Annotated in this window: 18 protein-coding genes; 15 read left to right on the forward strand and 3 right to left on the reverse strand. The window is 50.0% G+C overall.

All coding sequences use genetic code 11. The features are described from left to right. Positions 1-297 precede the first annotated feature (297 nt). Complete coding sequence (locus DESTI_RS22295) at positions 298-855, reverse strand: hemerythrin domain-containing protein (RefSeq protein ID WP_014812241.1); 558 nt, start codon at positions 853-855, stop codon at positions 298-300. A gap of 425 nt (positions 856-1,280) precedes the next feature. Between DESTI_RS22295 and DESTI_RS22305 the strand changes: the two genes are divergently transcribed. From DESTI_RS22305 to DESTI_RS22330, 6 genes are all read left to right on the forward strand, one after another. Beyond that, positions 1,281-1,583 (forward strand): AF1514 family protein, encoded by a 303-nt coding sequence (locus tag DESTI_RS22305; RefSeq protein ID WP_014812242.1) that lies wholly within the window; start codon positions 1,281-1,283, stop codon positions 1,581-1,583. Between the two features lie 604 nt (positions 1,584-2,187). Further along, complete coding sequence (locus DESTI_RS22310; protein ID WP_014812244.1) at positions 2,188-3,330, forward strand: NAD-dependent epimerase/dehydratase family protein; 1,143 nt, start codon at positions 2,188-2,190, stop codon at positions 3,328-3,330. A gap of 157 nt (positions 3,331-3,487) precedes the next feature. Then, positions 3,488-3,841 (forward strand): hypothetical protein, encoded by a 354-nt coding sequence (locus DESTI_RS22315; RefSeq protein ID WP_014812245.1) that lies wholly within the window; start codon positions 3,488-3,490, stop codon positions 3,839-3,841. A 4-nt stretch (positions 3,842-3,845) separates the two neighbouring features. Continuing rightward, a complete protein-coding gene (locus tag DESTI_RS22320) occupies positions 3,846-4,184 on the forward strand; it encodes a hypothetical protein (protein WP_014812246.1) in 339 nt (112 codons plus the stop codon). Positions 4,185-4,365: 181 nt separating this feature from the next. Next, positions 4,366-4,857, forward strand: a complete 492-nt coding sequence (locus tag DESTI_RS22325) for a GNAT family N-acetyltransferase (protein WP_014812247.1) — start codon at positions 4,366-4,368, stop codon at positions 4,855-4,857. A gap of 337 nt (positions 4,858-5,194) precedes the next feature. Beyond that, entirely contained in the window at positions 5,195-5,689 is a 495-nt protein-coding gene (locus DESTI_RS22330) for a nucleotidyltransferase domain-containing protein (protein ID WP_211213710.1), read from the forward strand. A gap of 18 nt (positions 5,690-5,707) precedes the next feature. Here the strand turns inward: DESTI_RS22330 and DESTI_RS22335 are convergent, their stop codons facing one another. After that, the gene (locus DESTI_RS22335; protein WP_014812250.1) at positions 5,708-6,187 is read right to left on the reverse strand and encodes a MaoC family dehydratase; all 480 of its coding nucleotides are present in this window, start codon (positions 6,185-6,187) and stop codon (positions 5,708-5,710) included. Between the two features lie 390 nt (positions 6,188-6,577). After that, positions 6,578-8,602, reverse strand: a complete 2,025-nt coding sequence (locus DESTI_RS31640) for a 3-hydroxyacyl-CoA dehydrogenase/enoyl-CoA hydratase family protein (RefSeq protein WP_014812251.1) — start codon at positions 8,600-8,602, stop codon at positions 6,578-6,580. 482 nt (positions 8,603-9,084) lie between these two features. Here DESTI_RS31640 and DESTI_RS29305 point away from each other — a divergent pair, with 482 nt between their 5' ends. The 9 genes from DESTI_RS29305 (at position 9,085) to DESTI_RS22380 (ending at position 16,675) form a co-directional block, all read left to right on the forward strand. After that, on the forward strand, positions 9,085-9,747 hold the full coding sequence (locus DESTI_RS29305) for a nitroreductase (protein ID WP_157212245.1): 663 nt from the start codon (positions 9,085-9,087) through the stop codon (positions 9,745-9,747). A gap of 186 nt (positions 9,748-9,933) precedes the next feature. After that, positions 9,934-10,062, forward strand: coding sequence for a hypothetical protein (locus tag DESTI_RS31645; protein WP_014812253.1), 129 nt, complete (start codon positions 9,934-9,936; stop codon positions 10,060-10,062). Positions 10,063-10,146: 84 nt separating this feature from the next. Next, entirely contained in the window at positions 10,147-11,058 is a 912-nt protein-coding gene (locus DESTI_RS22350; RefSeq protein WP_014812254.1) for an NHL repeat-containing protein, read from the forward strand. Positions 11,059-11,215: 157 nt separating this feature from the next. Continuing rightward, positions 11,216-11,566 (forward strand): hypothetical protein, encoded by a 351-nt coding sequence (locus DESTI_RS22355; RefSeq protein ID WP_014812255.1) that lies wholly within the window; start codon positions 11,216-11,218, stop codon positions 11,564-11,566. Positions 11,567-11,591: 25 nt separating this feature from the next. Next, positions 11,592-13,301: a hypothetical protein gene (locus DESTI_RS22360; RefSeq protein ID WP_014812256.1), complete on the forward strand. Its 1,710-nt coding sequence runs from the start codon at positions 11,592-11,594 to the stop codon at positions 13,299-13,301. A gap of 391 nt (positions 13,302-13,692) precedes the next feature. Continuing rightward, positions 13,693-14,232 (forward strand): hypothetical protein, encoded by a 540-nt coding sequence (locus DESTI_RS22365; protein WP_041286405.1) that lies wholly within the window; start codon positions 13,693-13,695, stop codon positions 14,230-14,232. Then, positions 14,207-15,250 (forward strand): 4Fe-4S dicluster domain-containing protein, encoded by a 1,044-nt coding sequence (locus tag DESTI_RS22370; protein ID WP_014812257.1) that lies wholly within the window; start codon positions 14,207-14,209, stop codon positions 15,248-15,250. Before DESTI_RS22365 ends, DESTI_RS22370 begins: the two co-directional genes overlap by 26 nt. Beyond that, positions 15,250-16,194 (forward strand): NapC/NirT cytochrome c family protein, encoded by a 945-nt coding sequence (locus DESTI_RS22375; RefSeq protein ID WP_014812258.1) that lies wholly within the window; start codon positions 15,250-15,252, stop codon positions 16,192-16,194. The genes DESTI_RS22370 and DESTI_RS22375 overlap by 1 nt, the downstream gene beginning before the upstream one ends. 1 nt (position 16,195) lies before the next feature. After that, the gene (locus DESTI_RS22380) at positions 16,196-16,675 is read left to right on the forward strand and encodes a 4Fe-4S dicluster domain-containing protein (RefSeq protein ID WP_014812259.1); all 480 of its coding nucleotides are present in this window, start codon (positions 16,196-16,198) and stop codon (positions 16,673-16,675) included. Positions 16,676-16,693 lie beyond the last annotated feature (18 nt).

Consider the following 16,693-nt stretch of genomic DNA (forward strand, 5'->3'; position numbering starts at 1 on the left):
CAAAAGGCCAAGGTTGTGTCTTGGGTGCCACTGACCTGGTAGCGCCAGGTCAGTGCCCTTGCCACTTGACGCGCCCGACACTGACCTGAGCACGCTCAGGTCAGTGGCACCCGACTGACAGAACTGCGCAACGAGCAACCGAGAAAAAATAGCCTCAGGTGAAGTCAATCCGTGATTACTTTCGAGAACTGCTAATAAGTGAGGAATTTCGGGTTGCTTTTTTACTACCGAATATCTTCGCTCGTCCACAAGATTTCCCACCCCCTGGATTCAGAAGAATGAAAAAAGACAAACAAGCTACTGCACGGCCCCCTGAAGTTCCTGCTTCATAGCGACAAATCGGTTTGCCATTTCTGCCGCTTGATTCTTCGATACAAAATCTTTTACCATCTTGAAAATCGAATTCTCCTCTTCTCTCAGGTGGCGGTCGAGTATGTCTTTCAGAACGCTGAGTTTCGCAGGCCATCTTTCATCCACAAGCTGGGTATTTTTCATGTCGATGATGATTCTTTCCATAATGTAGTGTTCTTCTTCCGCTTTAAGCCTCGTGTTCTGATTCTGGATTACGGAAAAGAGAATGACTTCCTCGGCTTTTGCGTGAGGAAGCAGAGACTGGCGCAAAAAGGTAAATTCCTGACCGCGTGTCCGGGGATCGGAAGCATGTTCCATCCGATTCAGCGTCTTGAGAAATTCCGAATGATCCTGTTTGATCACGGAAAAAATATCGTTTGCAGCGGGGGCCTTCTTATTTGTCTTGCGATGTGTTTGAGCTTCCGTATCAGCAGAAAAATACAAACTGAAACCGATGATCCCGGTAGCGCCAAAGAAATCTCTTCTGGTTAAGTGACCGTTCATAGCAATTATCTTCACCTCAATGCAATTAACACAGCAATAAAACTGTATCAATCAGAGACAATCGTCCTATAAAAACCGCGGCTATCTCTTTACCCGGGCCTTTGTGCTCCGATGTAACCATGCGATACCATTTAGTGGTACGGTACCGGATAGAATGGGGAAAGTCAATGATCTCACATTTCGGAGCATCCCCAGACAACCGTTCAGCAATGTAGTCGATTATATGACAGTTCTCTCTTACGGACTTCTTTGCCTCCCGGAAAACTTGAATAGAAGCGTCTACTTGACCGATAACACTCTGCAACTTATTTTCTTATCATGATTATGGAGCAGGCTTCAGGGTCTGTTCCTTAGCAAAAATTATGTGGGGATGCTGTCCTTTGTGGAAGAGGGACGGAGCTCGTTATGGTTTGACGAGGTACGCCATGATAGATTCTAGACCGGTAAAACGTGACATGCTGCCGGGACCGGTTGACATTGCGATAGACGGTTCCGCATTGACATTTGATCGTGCAAAACGTATGGCAGATGGTAAAGCGCGAGAATTAGCAGCTTCTCCAATGCTTCTTGCCTGGTTTGATAAGAAAGAGTGGAAACATTCCCCCGCAATTGTTTGTGGCTGTGGAAACGATGTTCCAAGCTGGGTGACCTATGCCCAGTCTCGAGGGGCTCGTATTTCCGTATTAGTAAATGACGGGGAATACGTATTTTTGTACAAAGAAGGCTAAGAGAGCTGAATATGAAAACCCCCGAGTTCCTGAACCGGGGGTTTCCTCCGTACATTAAGTTTTTGGGACGCACACAGAGCGTGACTTGGCAAAACCGCGCAGGAAGTGTATACTCAAAACAACTCAATGTGCACGGAATTGAAATAGTGGAGTATAAAAATAGTATCTGAAGTAGTCATTGTTTACAGTGACTTGAGATGAGAATTACTGCTGAATTATTAAGGAATTAATGAATTATATCAATTTGCTTTCAAAGTTAGACAAGAACCCCCTCTAACCGTCCTCTATAAAGGAGGAGTGGAGCATAAGCGCCAACGTTGTTCCAATTCTTTGTCCCGAAGGGACAAAAGAAAATAGCCCGGTAATTCATTGCCGGGAATTTGTGTATCAGTCGTCCCTCTGGGACTCGAAATTATTATGTTTTTCCTTAACCGGCGATGAATCGCCGGCCTATTTTCAGTTGTTCCTCCGGAACAACCAATCTAGAACACTCTAAGTTAGCGCATATGGGAAATGGGGGGATTTTGAATGCAAATTGTAATTAAGAAATAGGAAGAGCTTTCCTGTGTCAGTCAATTGCTGTAATTGAGAAAGGTGAATTATTATGAGTGTGGCAATTATTACGGGGTCGGCTGGGCTCATCGGCAGTGAGGCGGTGAGATGGTTTGCGAGTAAAGGTCTAATAGTAGTCGGTATTGACAACAATATGCGAAAAGCTTTCTTCGGTGAAGAAGCAAGCACTTTCGGAAACCGTCAATTACTTGAAACCACAGTAGACGGATACACGCATTTTGATATCGACATTCGAGATCTGGACAGTCTACATCGGATCTTTGCCCATTACGGCACCGATATATCCGTAGTCATCCATACCGCTGCTCAACCATCACACGATTGGGCTGCACGTGACGCGTTTGCTGATTTCTCCATTAATGCAAATGGAACGCTCAGTCTCCTGGAGATGACTCGAAAATTCTGTCCGGAAGCAGTTTTCATATTCACAAGCACAAATAAAGTTTATGGTGATACCCCGAACTGCCTTCCTCTCGTGGAATGTCCGTCCAGATGGGAGCTGAAGAATCACGTGTACGCAGAACACGGGATAGATGAGACCATGAGCATCGATCGTTCCCTGCATAGCATTTTCGGGGCCTCCAAAACTGCTGCGGACATTCTCGTGCAGGAATACGGCCGCTATTTCGGCATCAACACCGTGAGCTTTCGTTGCGGATGCCTCACAGGTCCCGATCAGGCCGGCACACAACTCCATGGATTCTTATCCTATTTGATGAAGTGCGCCATGAGCGGCGAGGCATATACGGTTTTCGGGTACAAAGGCAAACAGGTCCGAGACAACCTGCACGCGTACGACCTGGTAAACGCCTTTTGGCATTTCTTCGTCAGCCCTCTCCATGGAGGTAGGGTCTACAATCTCGGAGGAGGACGGTCGAGCAGTTGCTCCGTATTGGAAGCCATTTCAGTGTGCGAAGAGATTACCGGTCGTCCGTTGAACTGGATGTACTCCGAGAAGAACAGAATTGGCGACCACAAATGGTGGATCACGGACTGCAGACGTTTCGAGAGTGATTATCCGGGATGGTCTCTGACATATGACCTTGTTTCAATGCTGACCGAAATCTACGATGCCCTGAATCATAAGCCGTATCCGCTTCGAAAAGTGGAGCAGCTTTATGACATACGGCCGACAGACAAGGATTACGGCTCGAATATGACTATGCCCTTATAAGTCCTTCCACAACTGCCACATTGAATGAGATTGCCGGGAGCATTTCCCGGCAACGCACTATCCAACCATTAGCGGTAAGCTGAAACAGCTAGTTTATTCAATTTGTTCTTGCGATAAAATTGACTTGATGTTACAGTTTTGTGCGAGGTTATTGAAGTTGTTGTATTTGAGTCGATACGGACATGGGAAGCTGGCAATCGCAGGATTTGCGGTTGGTTTCCTCATTTCAGCATGTTCTGCAATGCCCGGGCCTCAGATTGTCAAGAAAGACGGAGATACCATGACCGTACGGTATCAGGGACAGGAATTAAGAATGAAACCCGATGATGGCACTCCTCAACAAGGCAGGGGTATATCGAAACAGGGCATGTTCATCTACGCCGATAAAGGCGCAGAAGCTTCTGCAGTCCACGTGATAAGACGTTACTCTGAATCCACCCACACAGTTCCGACCCGGGAAGCTCCTGCTCCGCGACAGGACACATCCGACTCCGGAGACGCCGGCAATTAGGTCCATGTTCGTTCGATTCTATCGCGCAAGAACAGCCGAAGAAGGCAGGGAAGTAGATCTGTATTGGGCCGATTTCGGAGCGCCGCATGTTCTCCTCATGAAAAAAGGCAGAATTACAAAGGAATTGAAAAGCGTTCCTCCGCTTCCAGGCGAACTCATTACGGAATTCGAGTTACCGGGACTCAATGAAGAACAGGTGGAGTTCATCACGCGAAAAATACTGAAAGGCCGTTTCTTGGAGGAACCGGGTGTCCAGGGCAAAGGAGACTCAGTGCTTTATCTGCTCGTCAATGAAACCCTTCATGAATTGGAAAAACTTCGGAAAATCATCTCCGAAGATTGATACTATTTCGCAGTTATGGAAATAAGGCTGGAGTGTCCTGAGCGGAGTGATTAGACGGCTTTGCGTCGTCCGGAGCGAAGGATACCTCCAGCCTTCCAGATTGTGAGAAGAAAAGCCAATTGATATGGCAACTCCTCCCACAAGACTCCACAGGTGTCCCCATTTAAGGAAAGGATAGGGAATGAAGATGAATCTTTCTGCTCTCACAACGCAATATCGTGAAGAGATCGTCGACATATTCAACTATTACATTGAAAACAGCTTTGCCGCATACCCTGAACAAGCCGTCCCGTATTCCTTTTTCGATCATCTCTTGGAAACGTGTCGCGGCTATCCGGCAGTAGCGGTTCTAGACTCGGAAGGGCACGCCGTCGGATTTGGCATGCTCCGTCCCTACAACCCGCTTCCCACGTTCTCGGGGACAGCAGAGATAACATACTTTCTCAAGCCCGATACAACACGGAAAGGCATCGGCAAGGCTCTTCTCGAGCATCTCCTTGCGGAAGGAAAGAATAAGAATCTGAGAACAGTGCTTGCAAGCGTGTCTTCATTGAACGAAGCAAGTATCCGCTTTCACTTGAAGAACGGTTTTACGGAAGCTGGACGGTTTCGGAATGTCGTTGAGAAAAAAGGCAGAATTTTTGACGTGGTGTATTTCCAAAGGATGCTCTAGATACGAATGAAACGGAGCGGATTCATGAGACGCCGTACTGCATGCCCCGGTAGCGGCCTGCCTTCCGTTATGACCAAACACGGAGCGAAGAAGATTCGAGCGGCTGAGCATAACATTTCGTTGATTTTTTGGCTTGAACTCTCTGGCCCCCTATCACTCCAAAAATTGTGTTTGCTATCATGTCCCCATTTCGGGTATGATCAGCCCTATTATGGGGACAGTACCAACCAGTCTTAGCTCCGCACTATTCGGGAGGGTTCGTTCTTCTGTTTTGTCTCTCCTCTTCTGTCATAGTGACACCTCGTTTTATTTCCGCGAGATCGAACGATCTGTAAACATGGGGCGAGGAGCAGTTCAGCGTGAACTGGAAAATCTCGTCAACGCCGGATTAGTCGTGCGGCGCAAACAAGGAAATCACGTCTATTTTCAAGCTAATCCTAAATCAGCTATTTTCCCGGAGCTCAGATCTCTTATGGTCAAGACGGCCGGGATAGCCGATATTCTTCGACAAGCCTTAGCACCTTTATCAGAACGGATAACTTTCGCATTCATCTATGGATCCTTTGCAAAAGGAACTGAAACTGCTGACAGCGACGTGGATGTGCTTTTCGTCGGGGAAGCGAAACTTTCTGAAATTGTTGATTTGCTGATGCCCGCCCAGCAAATTATGGGGCGGGAAGTGAACCCTTCCGTTTATCCTTTGAAGGAATTCTCCACAAAAATCGCTGGAGGCCATCATTTCTTAACCTCGGTTGTTCGAGATCCGAAAATCTTTCTCATCGGAGACGAAAATGTCTTTAGAGGATTGGTTGAGAAACGGTTGGCTGGTTGAACATAAGACCAGCGCATCTCACGGAATCGACCTGCAGCCCAATAAATTCAGTGCCTTCATAGTCATTACGATCTCATCGTGCTGATTTCTCACTTCTATGAACGATCGGACAACACCTCTGTCAGGCTTGGACCGTGAGCGGATAGTTTCCATGACCGTGACGCGAAGGAAAAGCTCATCGCCAGGCCGAACCGGCTTCAGCCAACGGAGTTCGTCTACTCCCGGTGAGCTGAGACTTGCTACCCGTGATAAATAATGCTCGACGAACAACCGCATCATGAGACTGGCTGTATGCCAGCCGCTGGCAATAATCCCCCCGAACACTGATTTTTCGGCTGCTTCTTCATCGGTGTGCAACGGTTGCGGGTCGAACCTGTTGGCGAACTCCAGAATTTCACGTTTTTCCACTGCAATGGAGCCGCATTCATAGGCAGCGCCGGGTACGTAATCTTCGAAATAACGGTCGTCTATCGATGTTGTGAAAGTGGTGACGTGCATACTGCCTCTACGGTTAATCAATCCATGCGAATCACGGTTGCGCTGGCATCCATCGATGACTCTAGCATACAAGCCGTTCGATCAAGATTTAGTCCGACTGCTCGCAATGACCCGAGTCGGTGGATGAATTTCGAAAAACTTCAGACGCGAAACGTGTGGCAGACTGACCCCATCTTTTGGCATTCAAAAAGGGGAATGTTGGGAGGACGTTCTTGGTAGAGAATGTCCTTCCAAACGCTCTCCAAGAGACTTTTACCATTCGCCGGAATCCGAATTTCCTGCAAGGAAATTGGGTTTCGGCGAGTGCCAAAAGTTCTTGAGGAGGGGTTCGGGGAGGAACTTCTTACAAGAAGTTCCTCCCCGAAATTTCTTGTCTGATTGCTGAATTCCCTATCTGTGCACGAACGGGGCTTTGGACCGTGCTCCTTTTTCAACAAAATTCTGCAATCCGATGCGGTTGTCTTCAGTCTTCCAGCACTCGCCGAAACGCTTGGCTTCGTTCTTGAGCCCATCTTCCAGGGTCATGCTGCCGCCTTCGAGAATTGCCTGGACTGCCAGTTTGTCTATGGCGCGGGATAGATGGCCGATATCCACATCCGGCAGTTTATCTGGGACATTCGATAGAGGTCCCATTTCCATCATCTTCACTTTTGTCTTGCCTTCGCCCAGTTCTCGAGCCAGTTCGATTGCGCGGACAAGCACGTCGCCTTCAACAAGCTCAGTTACAAGGCCGTATTCCAGAGCCTGCTCGGAAGAGATGGGACCTGCTGTCCTTATCATCTCCGCAGCCTTTTCAAACCCTATGAGCCTCGGCAATCGCTGCGTACCACCCATTCCGGGAATGAGACCCAGGTTCACTTCAGGTTGGCCTGCGAACATTCTCAAGCCTTTGGGAGCGATTCGTGCCGTGCAACACATGGCTATTTCGCATCCGCCTCCCAGGCCTAGACCGTTCATCGCTGCTACGACCGGTTTTCCAATCTTCTCCAGGTTGGCTGACGAAATTTGACCTTTGCGGGCGAAAGCTTCTCCCTGTGCCGGGTCGGTGAGTCCCGCCATTTCTTTGATATCTGCTCCCGCGACAAATGCTTTGTTTCCGAAACCCGTCAGCACGGCAGCTTTTATTTCCGGGTCATTCTTGATGATCTCGCAGTACGCATCCAATTCCTTGAAGACTTTACTATTCAAAGCGTTCAGAGCTTTCGGTCTGCGAATAGTGATGAGTCCGACGTTTCCTTTTTTCTCGAAAAGGACGTCCAGCACTTCCCATGGTTTTCCGGAAGCAGCCTGTTCCTTCAATGTTTTCGACACAGGCATGTCGGGGTACTTTTTCGCAAAATCCTCCACAAGCTGCAGCGCTTTATCTATACCAAGGGAATTCATGAATGTGAACGGAGGCTTCATATCGAGCGCAACACTGATGAGAAGATCGAAATCGCTGGTGGTGATGATTCCCGCGTCCAGCATGTCGCATACGATAGCGAAGTATGCGCCTTCCAGTTCTTCAGCGATTGCTTTTTCCTTCTCTGGAGCGATGTCGATTTTTTCCCCTCTGCCAGGCACTTCCCAGTTACCTTTGGATGCTACAATCTGTTTAAGGCTTTCCGGAACCCTGAACCAGGGATTGAGTCTTTCGTGCATGTCTCCGAGACCGTGAGCGGTAATCGGATTGCCGCCGGTCAGATTGTGCGCGGTGAAGGGGCCTACGGTCAGGCCGAGACATTTCGAAGCGACGGCATCCACCTCTTTCGTGGAACCCAACCCTGCATCCACACACTGAACGCACGCGAGAAGCAGCCCTTCGAACACGGGGTCCACGGCATAGCCGTATCTCGAACCAACGTGGATAGGGAATTTGCCGATTGCCTCGTAGAAACGCATCATAAGCTCGGTAATCTCTGGGTCCGTATCCTTTCCGGGAATGATCTCCAGGGCTGGATTTCTTTCAGCCGGGAAGAAATAATGGGTACACAAGGAGCGGCCTTTGTGCTTCAATTCTTCGAATATGCGTTCCGGTTCCAGATGTGAGGAATTGCTGGTGAGAATGGCATCTGCGCTGACCAGTTCTTCAATCTGATGGAAAATTCGGCGTTTCAAGGGCAAGTCTTCAGTTGCCGCTTCCACGACAAGGTCTGCTCCTTTGAGCTGACCGTAATCGGAAGTAAACACCACGTGGCTTTTCATGCCATCGACTTCCTTGGGCTTGAAAGCGCCGGTCTCAGCACCCTTGTCGATCTTCTTGAACAGCTTCGCCTTGCCTTTTTCCAAGGCTTGCTCTGCCACATCCACCACAATGACCTGGACATCATAGGCGTGTAGAACCTTAACAAAATGAAGAGCTATATCCGGGCCGATTTGGCCGGAGCCGATTACGCCCACTTTGCTGATCGTTCGTCCGCGGAACGAAAAAGCCATGTTCCATCCTCCTTGGGGGGAATAATTCAGTGAATGAAAGACACACGTAGATCAGTCTACTGATCTACCTTATTCACGAAATGTTGTAAATCGAAAAGAATTGTTTATCTCAGTTCAGCAGAGTGAACTTGCTCAAAATGGGTTCACCTCCTTGGACTGTCGAACTTCAGTCTTCAAGTGTAACCCTTCAAGCCTGGTGGCTCAATCAATGAATCATCAATCGTCGTTCATCACAAGATCAAGATAATAACGAAGGCGCAGCTATTTTCCTGAAAAAATCTTCACGCGCAGGATTTCCGTTGATGCTATTTTTAGCGGGTGCTACAACGAATAATCCTGGAGAAGTTTTTCCTTCAGGTTGGCAATCTCTTTCTCCAGTAATCTCGGCCGGCAACATCGAAGGAAGAACGTTCCGGATCGTGGACCGAAATTCGTCGTTGCGCATTGTATCCAATTACTCAAACATGATGGAGGAATATGGTATGGAACTCACAAAAGCGGTTCTAGAGCGGAAAAGCATTCGCGCTTTTCTTCCAACTCCCGTGTCGCGGGAGGCGATCGTCAGGGCAACTGAACTCTGCCGATGGGCACCATCGTGGGGCAACACCCAGCCATGGGAAATCGTTATAGCGGACGGAGACAAATGCCGAACACTCGCGGACCGGTTTTATGAAGAAGGACGCAGAGGGGCTCCTCCACGGCCTAATATAGAAATGCCCATAGAGTTCTCCGATGTATACAAGAGAAGATACATGGACCTGGGAAGAGCCCTTCTCACGCATATGGGAATTGAACGAGACGACAAGGATGCTCGGATTCAGCATTATCTCAATATGTACCGGTTCTTTGGCGCACCGTGCGTTGCGTATTTTATTATCGACGGCAAGTTGAATGAGCCGTATTCCTGCCTGGATATCGGCTCCATAGCTACGACCTTTTGCTATGCCGCTCTCCAGGAGGGGCTTGGAACGATCTATCTGGCCGCGTCCATGCACTTTCCGGATATCGTCAAGAGTGTCCTTGAAATTCCAGCGGACAAGAAGGTCGTCATCGGAATAGCAGTGGGGTATCCGGATGATTCCAAACCTGCTGCCACGTTCCGAAGCGATCGGGATTCCGTGGATCAGATCTTGCGTTTCGCCTGAGATGCATGAAACGATTGTCAAGAATTCTGACGTTTAGCCCGCGCGTAAACATAACTTGTTGGTGGGGAATCGACGTCTCTGCCGGTCCATTCTGTCGATATCGTTAATCATATCGTAGACGTGCCGTACGGAGGCCGCCACCCACCAATGCTCTTATTTCGATCGGACGCCAACTTAGGAGTTGCTATGACCGATTCCGGAACTGACGAGAAAGAGGCCTATTTGCCAACTGACTCGAAGTTTCCGGAAAGATCCGGTTTCGGCTTGACGCGGAGGGTTGCCGCTCCTATAATTGTTTCCATTCCCATCGCTTAGCTTACACTCCATGTGAAGGCTTTCCGAAAAGGGTGATTTTTCGAAAGCCGGATCGTTGAGCCGACTGTAACGGAGCCATGCGCCATGAGGCGGCGTGAATTCATCAAATCTGTCGGTATGGTGGGTGTTTTTTCCCTGCTCTCCACCATTCCCTTACATGCCGCAGGATACGGATCAAAGTCAGGGTCGAAATCCCCCGATCTGATGGGACCCTTCGATCTCGCTCAGATGCCGGACGGAAACCTTCTTGTGAGCGATCCTGCCCATTATCGCGTGATCGGACTGGACCGCGATTTGAAGCAAGTTGCGTCGTTTGGCGACCCGGGCTCTCATGCAGGTTTCTTGAATTTCCCCAAAGGGCTTAGCATCGATTCAGCCGGGTCCGTGTACGTGGCTGACTCCAACAATTGCAGAGTTCAGGTGTTCGATTCCACAGGAAAACTCAAGTCCGTAATAGGTTCTATCGGTTCCATCGGAGGGTCTTTTGCAACTCCGCAAGGAGTATTCGTTGCACCTGACGGACGCCTCTTTGTTGCGGATACGAGAAATCACAGAGTGCAGATCTTCCGGAACGGCGAGGTCGAGGCAATAATCGGAGAACTTGGCGACGCGAACGATCAGTTTCGTTTGCCGACTGCTGTTGGAGTCAACAGTCAAGGTGAAATACTGATTCTGGACAGCAAACACGGCATGGTCAAAATCTTCGACAAGAACCTGCAGTTTGTAAAGTCGATCGGCAAAGATGGCACTGCGCCGGGTTCGTTGAGAATGCCTCAAGGTATGAAAATCGACGCTTCAGACGATATTTGGGTCGCGGACACGGGAAATCACCGAATTCAAAAATTCGGAACAGATGGGACTGTTCGGGCACTTTATGGAAAACAGGGTTCCGGACCGGATGAATTCAAAAGCCCCACAGGACTGGCAGTGACAACTGACAAACTGTTCGTCGCAGATAATGGAAACAGCCGAATTCAGGTGTTTGCGAAAAATTGATTCACGATGTCATGCCATTTCGCGAATAGATAGACAAACCCCGTTGGTCCGACAGGGACGCCGGGCCCCACTTAACCGGTGGCGGCCGGCCTCCGTGCCGGCCAAATTGGGTTAGCAAAAGCGAATGCTTATCAAACAGTTTGATGAACGGTAAAAGATGGATATCGAACAGATAACAATTCTTTTCCTCGTCATGGTATTTGTGGCTGCGGAGATTTATCGTGCTCTTCGAAGCACGCGAGGGACTATTGTCGCCTTGGACAATACCGGACTTGGTGAACTGGCGCCCATGTTTGCCGTAAGGGTGCGTCTGGAAGAAGGTCGTGAAATAGACGCGAACCTCAATTTCTGCACCGCATGCATCGGCCGGCTAAAAATAGGAGATGACGTGCGGGTCTGTGCGTCCCGAAACGGATATGTCGCGGATCTTCCGTGGTTCCGAAGAAAACGATGCAGCACGAATTCCGCGGAGAACAACCGTCTGTGCAGAAGCCGCACTATCAGTTGAACTTAATCCGAACGGAGAGCATTTCTTGGAGATTCTCGGTTACCTCACGCTGATCATATTTCTTGGGCTCATGCTGCTCACACTGTTCGGGTATATACGGACTCCCGTTCAGACAGTACTGGTGCTTTCCACGGTGCTGTGCCTGATCGTAGGCGGTATCTTTCGCTATGCCTATTGGGGTTGGGACTCGGTCATGCTGTTGCCGAACGAGTTCCTGGGTGGGATAATCTTGCACCCCATTACGGCATTGCTCACCGGACTATTTCTTGCGGGTGGCTTGAAGGCATCCGGCGGTTTCGAGGCTCTCAAGGTTCTGCTCGGATATTTACGGAGAAGCCCTATTGGACTGGTTGGCACGCTGGTAGTCCTTATAAACTTACCAGTGATTTCTTCTCTGCCCTGCGGTCGCATTCTCGCTGCAGCATTGTTGCCGTTGCTCTTTACCTTCGGGTTCGAAGGCGGGCTGGGGCTTCTCACGAAGTCCCAACTGATCGTTCTCATTGGAGCATTCACCAGGAACGCTATGGGATCGTGCGGACCGTCCCCTATCGGCGGTGTCGGCCAGATCGGAGAAGGATTCCTGGGCAGCCATTTCGCGACCGCTTCGGACGGAATTCTTCGTGCCCCGCAAGCGTTTGCGCTTATGATGGGCACCGCAATCGTCGCTCTATTCTTGAAGTTTGTCAGCCAGAGACTTTACCCGAATGACGTATCCCTCAGAGATTCACCACTTCGAATAGCAGCAGAAACTGAACCCGAGATAATTGCTCCTACCGCGGGGTATCTTGCGCTCGTGATATTTGTCCTGTCGCTTCTTGTTGCCATTTTTCAGCCTTTCGGGAAAATGCCCGTCCAGACGGTGCTTGTGGTGGGCGCTCTCGTGATGATCGTGGTGTGCAGAATACGGCTGCAGGATCTCATGGAAGGAATTATTCTCCTGCCCGTGACAGCTATGGCTGCAGGATTTCTCGCTGCTGGAGCATTGGCTGCAACGGGCGGATTCGACGCTCTGGGAGTCATCCTGAACAGTCTCGTGAATGTTCCTTTCCTCGGAATAGCGGGCATGCTGGCCATCTTCGTGCAGTTCCAGACAATTCTGCCGCTTTCGTGCGCTCGAATTCTCGTTGCTGCCCTGGTCCCTGTGCTGTATCTGTTCGGACCGGCAAAATTCGCCTTTCTCGATTGGTCCCAGCTCGCCATTATGATGGCTGCATTCATCATCAATGCTACCACGTCGTGCGGTCCGTCTCCCTTGGGCGGTGGCGGAATGATGGGTGAAGGAACCATGCGGGCTGAAACAGGCTTCATCAAAGGCGCTTACACCTTCGCTTCCATGGCGATTATGGCTCCTTTGGCAGCCATTTACATGAAGTTTCTCAATCTGGCGGTATTCGAGCCCGGGAATCCGGCCTTCATGAAAGATATCATTGTCATAGGAGAGTTTACGCTCGCAATTGTAGGCGTGAACGTCCTGTTCATCTTCCTGGGAAGCAAACTGTTCAACTCGGATTCATCGCATAACTTCTTCCTGCAACTGGGTGGCTTCATATTAAGCGGAGCCATAACAGGCGGAATAATCGCATTTTCGCTCTTCGAGCTGGATAGCCGAGCTATTCTCCAGGGAATCGCCGGCGGCACTACCGCCGCGGCATTAATCGCACTTATGGTGCCCGCCCGCCTGTCAGCCCGTATGAGCGCAACACTGACCGGCGAAGCTATACAGGGCGTCCGGTAAACGATGCAAATGCATCAAAGCAGAAAGATCTGGGGAACCTTTTTTGTAAAAAAGGTTCCCCAAACCCTTCCAAAAAACTTTTAACACTCGCCTGAATGCTGGTTTTGGAAAAACCAGCGTTCAGGCGAATGCTAGAAGTTCTTGGGAAGGGGCTTGGGGAAACACTTCTTACAAGAAGGGTTTCCCCGGTCTTACTTCTTTGATCGCTTTCAGCGAGGTTAACTGTGCTGACGTGGGTTATGTTTTTATTTGTGGGAGCTTTATCTGGCGTCATCATCGCGTGGGCGTTGGACATGAGTTCCCCGAAAGAGTTGCTGCAGGGCGCTGCAGGTGGCTTAATTGCGGGGCTCTTGATGGCTGCAATGTTGCCTCACTGACCGAAAGCTGAGAAATGGCCGAAGACAAACAACAATCAGTACAACGTAAGCGGGAAGATCCCGATCAGCCGATGGTGTTACCGGGCATACACCGGTACCAGTTTTTTACGAATCTGAAGGACCGGGGTTGGACTCAAAATCTGGATCGTATCTCGCTCTTCGGTATTGTGGGAGCACTTCTTGCGACGATTGTGAAACCGCTTTTGCGGGGTAACCCGGCCACTATTTATTGTTACGAGTGCCGGGCTTGTTACGCGACTCAGGATCGATGTCCCGTAGGCATAGCATTTCAGGCCGAACTCGTGGTTGCCGGAAGAGTCGGCGATTACGACCGGTTCATCAGGAACGGCGGGCTCAAGTGCATCAGATGTGGCAATTGTCAGAGCTATTGCGTGCAGTATCTTCCTTTACCGCAGATGTTTGCGACCATGCAGGAGGACACACGCTTGGCCATGTCCAAGGGGATTGTGCCCAATCACTCGTTGCAGAACGCGTTGGCGCAGGGATTGGTCGGAAAGGAATTCATAGATGATGTTGTCAAAGCTATGGGATAATCCGGCCGGTTTCCTCTGGCAGTTGGTACGCTCGAGAGATGCTCGTCTGGTATTCTACATGGCATTGGTAGCCGTTCTTTTTCCGAGCGCCCGGTTCATCCTGTTTTTGGTGTTTTTTCTGATTTTGGGAATCATGTGGGGAAGGGATTATCAGCGTACCGGAAGCCGTAAGCTGGCGGGACTCGCTGCAGTTTTGGTGTGCATCCTCATCGGATACGGAATCACCAGAGTGAACGTGGAACATATCGATATATTGCGCCAATCGACCAGCCCGTGGGGTAATGGCATTGAACTCGTTGCAGACGGAAGCTACACCGGGTCCAGTGAAGGCTTCAGAGGTCTTATGACCGTGCGGGTAGATGTGAAAGATCATCGGATTATCGACGTGAGAACTCTGACGTATCCCGATGCCATCTCCGTTGAAGATAACGATATAGAGGCATTCCGAAAGGAACTCTTAGAAAAGGGAAAACTGGAAGCTCCGGCTCAGCCGAGTTTGTACCGAGGAGCTACAGTAAGCCTCACCGGATACGCTGACGCTGTGGAAGACGCATTGTCAAAGGGCATACCGAATTACCCGGAATATAATCTGTTTTCAAGGCTCTTCCTTGCAACATTCATCGGCAAGGCTCCGAGCCGGGTGACGCTCAATGCGTTGGCCATTTTGTTCGCGGGTTTCATTGTCTTTGAATATGCGCTCCAGTCCATGCTGACACCCGGTACGGGCCGCAGCATCAACTGTTACAACTGTGCCACCTGTGTCGGCGCATGCCCGGTCAAGGAAGCGGAAGGCGTTCAGATGCCCATGGGATTGGTTCTGCTGACCAGGTTGGGAGATTACGACCGAGTCATGGAGCTTTCCAAGTATTGCGTAGGCTGTGGGAGATGCGCTGCAAAATGTCCTATCGGGAATTCAGGGCCAATGGTCATTTCCGCTGCTTACATGGCTTCACGGGAGCAAAAAAAGTTGCTCGGTGAAAGCGGTGGTCAGCTCAAAGAAAAAACGGAGTCCGCTTGATGGGCAGAATTTCCTGGTACTGGTACGTATTGGCTGTCGTGGCTCTCGTAGTCGTGGTGGCCGGCCTTGGGGAATTCTCGGTCCAAAGCTCCACCTGTATGATGTGTCACACGCAGGAAGCGGCATACAGCGATTTCATGAAAGCGAGATTGAGCAAGGAGAAAAAAGGCTTCTCGCACGAGCTGATAGCGTGCGCATCATGCCATATGAAGGGCGGAGCCGCCCGGACGGTTGGCTCCAGGTTGGATGGTCTACTCCATACCGTCAGCTATATCGTGCCCCAGTTGGACCCGCGGAGTTCTCAGACTTCCGGTTTGTTCAACCGTACGAGGATTCCCAGTGAGAATTGCCAGTATTGTCATCTTGCGGCAATCAACAGAAAAGCCGTTCAGGTGAAGGACCTGCCGCCGGAATTGCAGAAGATCGGCCTCGTTATGGATCACAGAAAACACGTGATTGCCAGAGACGATACGTGCGCCCGGTGCCACGAACGATACAAAGACCAAAAAGTAGCTGATAAATCCGTTGCGTACACAGAAGTAAACCATCTTGCGTGCGATTCCTGTCACACGGGTGCTGCACACGCGTATCGCAGCGGTCAGATGCTTCCCATGACGAACCAGCGCTTTGCCGCTGCAAAAGAGAACGCCTGGGAAAGATTGTCAAGCAATCCCCGTTGGATGGTGGCTTTCCCGTCGGAATTAAGCTGCCGACGATGCCACAATGGAAAGATTCATTATAAGACGAAGATATTCCTGGCAGACTGCCGGAACGGAAAGGTATACGAAGATTGCCTGAAATGCCATCCGAGCATGACGCGGGAATATTTCGAGCAACACAGAAAAAAAGCTCAAGACCAGTCTTTGGCCTCAGTTCGTGAGCAGGGACTTTGGAGTGCCCACGACGGACTCACGACAGTGGGAGGCAAAGCAGGAGCACAATAATATGCCAACTGTGAGAGACGAATCTAAAGACAAGATTAACCGAGAAGTCGCAGATATAATACTCGACAAAAAAGAGCCGCCCGTAGCCCGTTTCAGGCTGCTCTCCAAAGGAATGGAACCGTATCATCGGCTCTATCTGACCGATGTGGAATGCGATATCACAGGTGACAAGGGTTGCCTTGCATGCGGCAACTGTATCGATTCCTGTCCGGTGTTGCGCAAAGATCCCAGCCGTTTCGAAAAAACGGAGCAGCGTACCTCCTTCGCACTTGAAGCATGCGTGGGAGAAGATTGCGAGCAGTGTTATTCATGCGTGCTTGCATGTCCGCAAGTGGATACCGCTTACAAAGATTACATCGTAGATGAAGTGATTCCCGAGACGATTCAGCCTGCACCTCGCATTACGGCGCTGGATAACTATTTTATGGCGATTATCGCGCTGATTCTGGGATTGGTCATAGGCGTGTTCATTGCACGATAAGCGACGAGTCGGATTGAG

Origin of the sequence: Desulfomonile tiedjei DSM 6799, assembly GCF_000266945.1 — a bacterium.
Lineage (GTDB): Bacteria > Desulfobacterota > Desulfomonilia > Desulfomonilales > Desulfomonilaceae > Desulfomonile > Desulfomonile tiedjei.

Bases quoted from the DNA above. Each gene is read 5' to 3' on its own strand.
- DESTI_RS22295 (WP_014812241.1), bottom strand. From the start codon at position 855: ATGAACGGTCACTTAACCAGAAGAGATTTCTTTGGCGCTACCGGGATC.
- DESTI_RS22305 (WP_014812242.1), top strand. From the start codon at position 1,281: ATGATAGATTCTAGACCGGTAAAACGTGACATGCTGCCGGGACCGGTT.
- DESTI_RS22310 (WP_014812244.1), top strand. From the start codon at position 2,188: ATGAGTGTGGCAATTATTACGGGGTCGGCTGGGCTCATCGGCAGTGAG.
- DESTI_RS22320 (WP_014812246.1), top strand. From the start codon at position 3,846: ATGTTCGTTCGATTCTATCGCGCAAGAACAGCCGAAGAAGGCAGGGAA.
- DESTI_RS22325 (WP_014812247.1), top strand. From the start codon at position 4,366: ATGAAGATGAATCTTTCTGCTCTCACAACGCAATATCGTGAAGAGATC.
- DESTI_RS22330 (WP_211213710.1), top strand. From the start codon at position 5,195: ATGGGGCGAGGAGCAGTTCAGCGTGAACTGGAAAATCTCGTCAACGCC.
- DESTI_RS22335 (WP_014812250.1), bottom strand. From the start codon at position 6,187: ATGCACGTCACCACTTTCACAACATCGATAGACGACCGTTATTTCGAA.
- DESTI_RS31640 (WP_014812251.1), bottom strand. From the start codon at position 8,602: ATGGCTTTTTCGTTCCGCGGACGAACGATCAGCAAAGTGGGCGTAATC.
- DESTI_RS29305 (WP_157212245.1), top strand. From the start codon at position 9,085: ATGGAACTCACAAAAGCGGTTCTAGAGCGGAAAAGCATTCGCGCTTTT.
- DESTI_RS31645 (WP_014812253.1), top strand. From the start codon at position 9,934: ATGACCGATTCCGGAACTGACGAGAAAGAGGCCTATTTGCCAACTGAC.
- DESTI_RS22350 (WP_014812254.1), top strand. From the start codon at position 10,147: ATGAGGCGGCGTGAATTCATCAAATCTGTCGGTATGGTGGGTGTTTTT.
- DESTI_RS22355 (WP_014812255.1), top strand. From the start codon at position 11,216: ATGGATATCGAACAGATAACAATTCTTTTCCTCGTCATGGTATTTGTG.
- DESTI_RS22365 (WP_041286405.1), top strand. From the start codon at position 13,693: ATGGCCGAAGACAAACAACAATCAGTACAACGTAAGCGGGAAGATCCC.
- DESTI_RS22370 (WP_014812257.1), top strand. From the start codon at position 14,207: ATGATGTTGTCAAAGCTATGGGATAATCCGGCCGGTTTCCTCTGGCAG.
- DESTI_RS22375 (WP_014812258.1), top strand. From the start codon at position 15,250: ATGGGCAGAATTTCCTGGTACTGGTACGTATTGGCTGTCGTGGCTCTC.
- DESTI_RS22380 (WP_014812259.1), top strand. From the start codon at position 16,196: ATGCCAACTGTGAGAGACGAATCTAAAGACAAGATTAACCGAGAAGTC.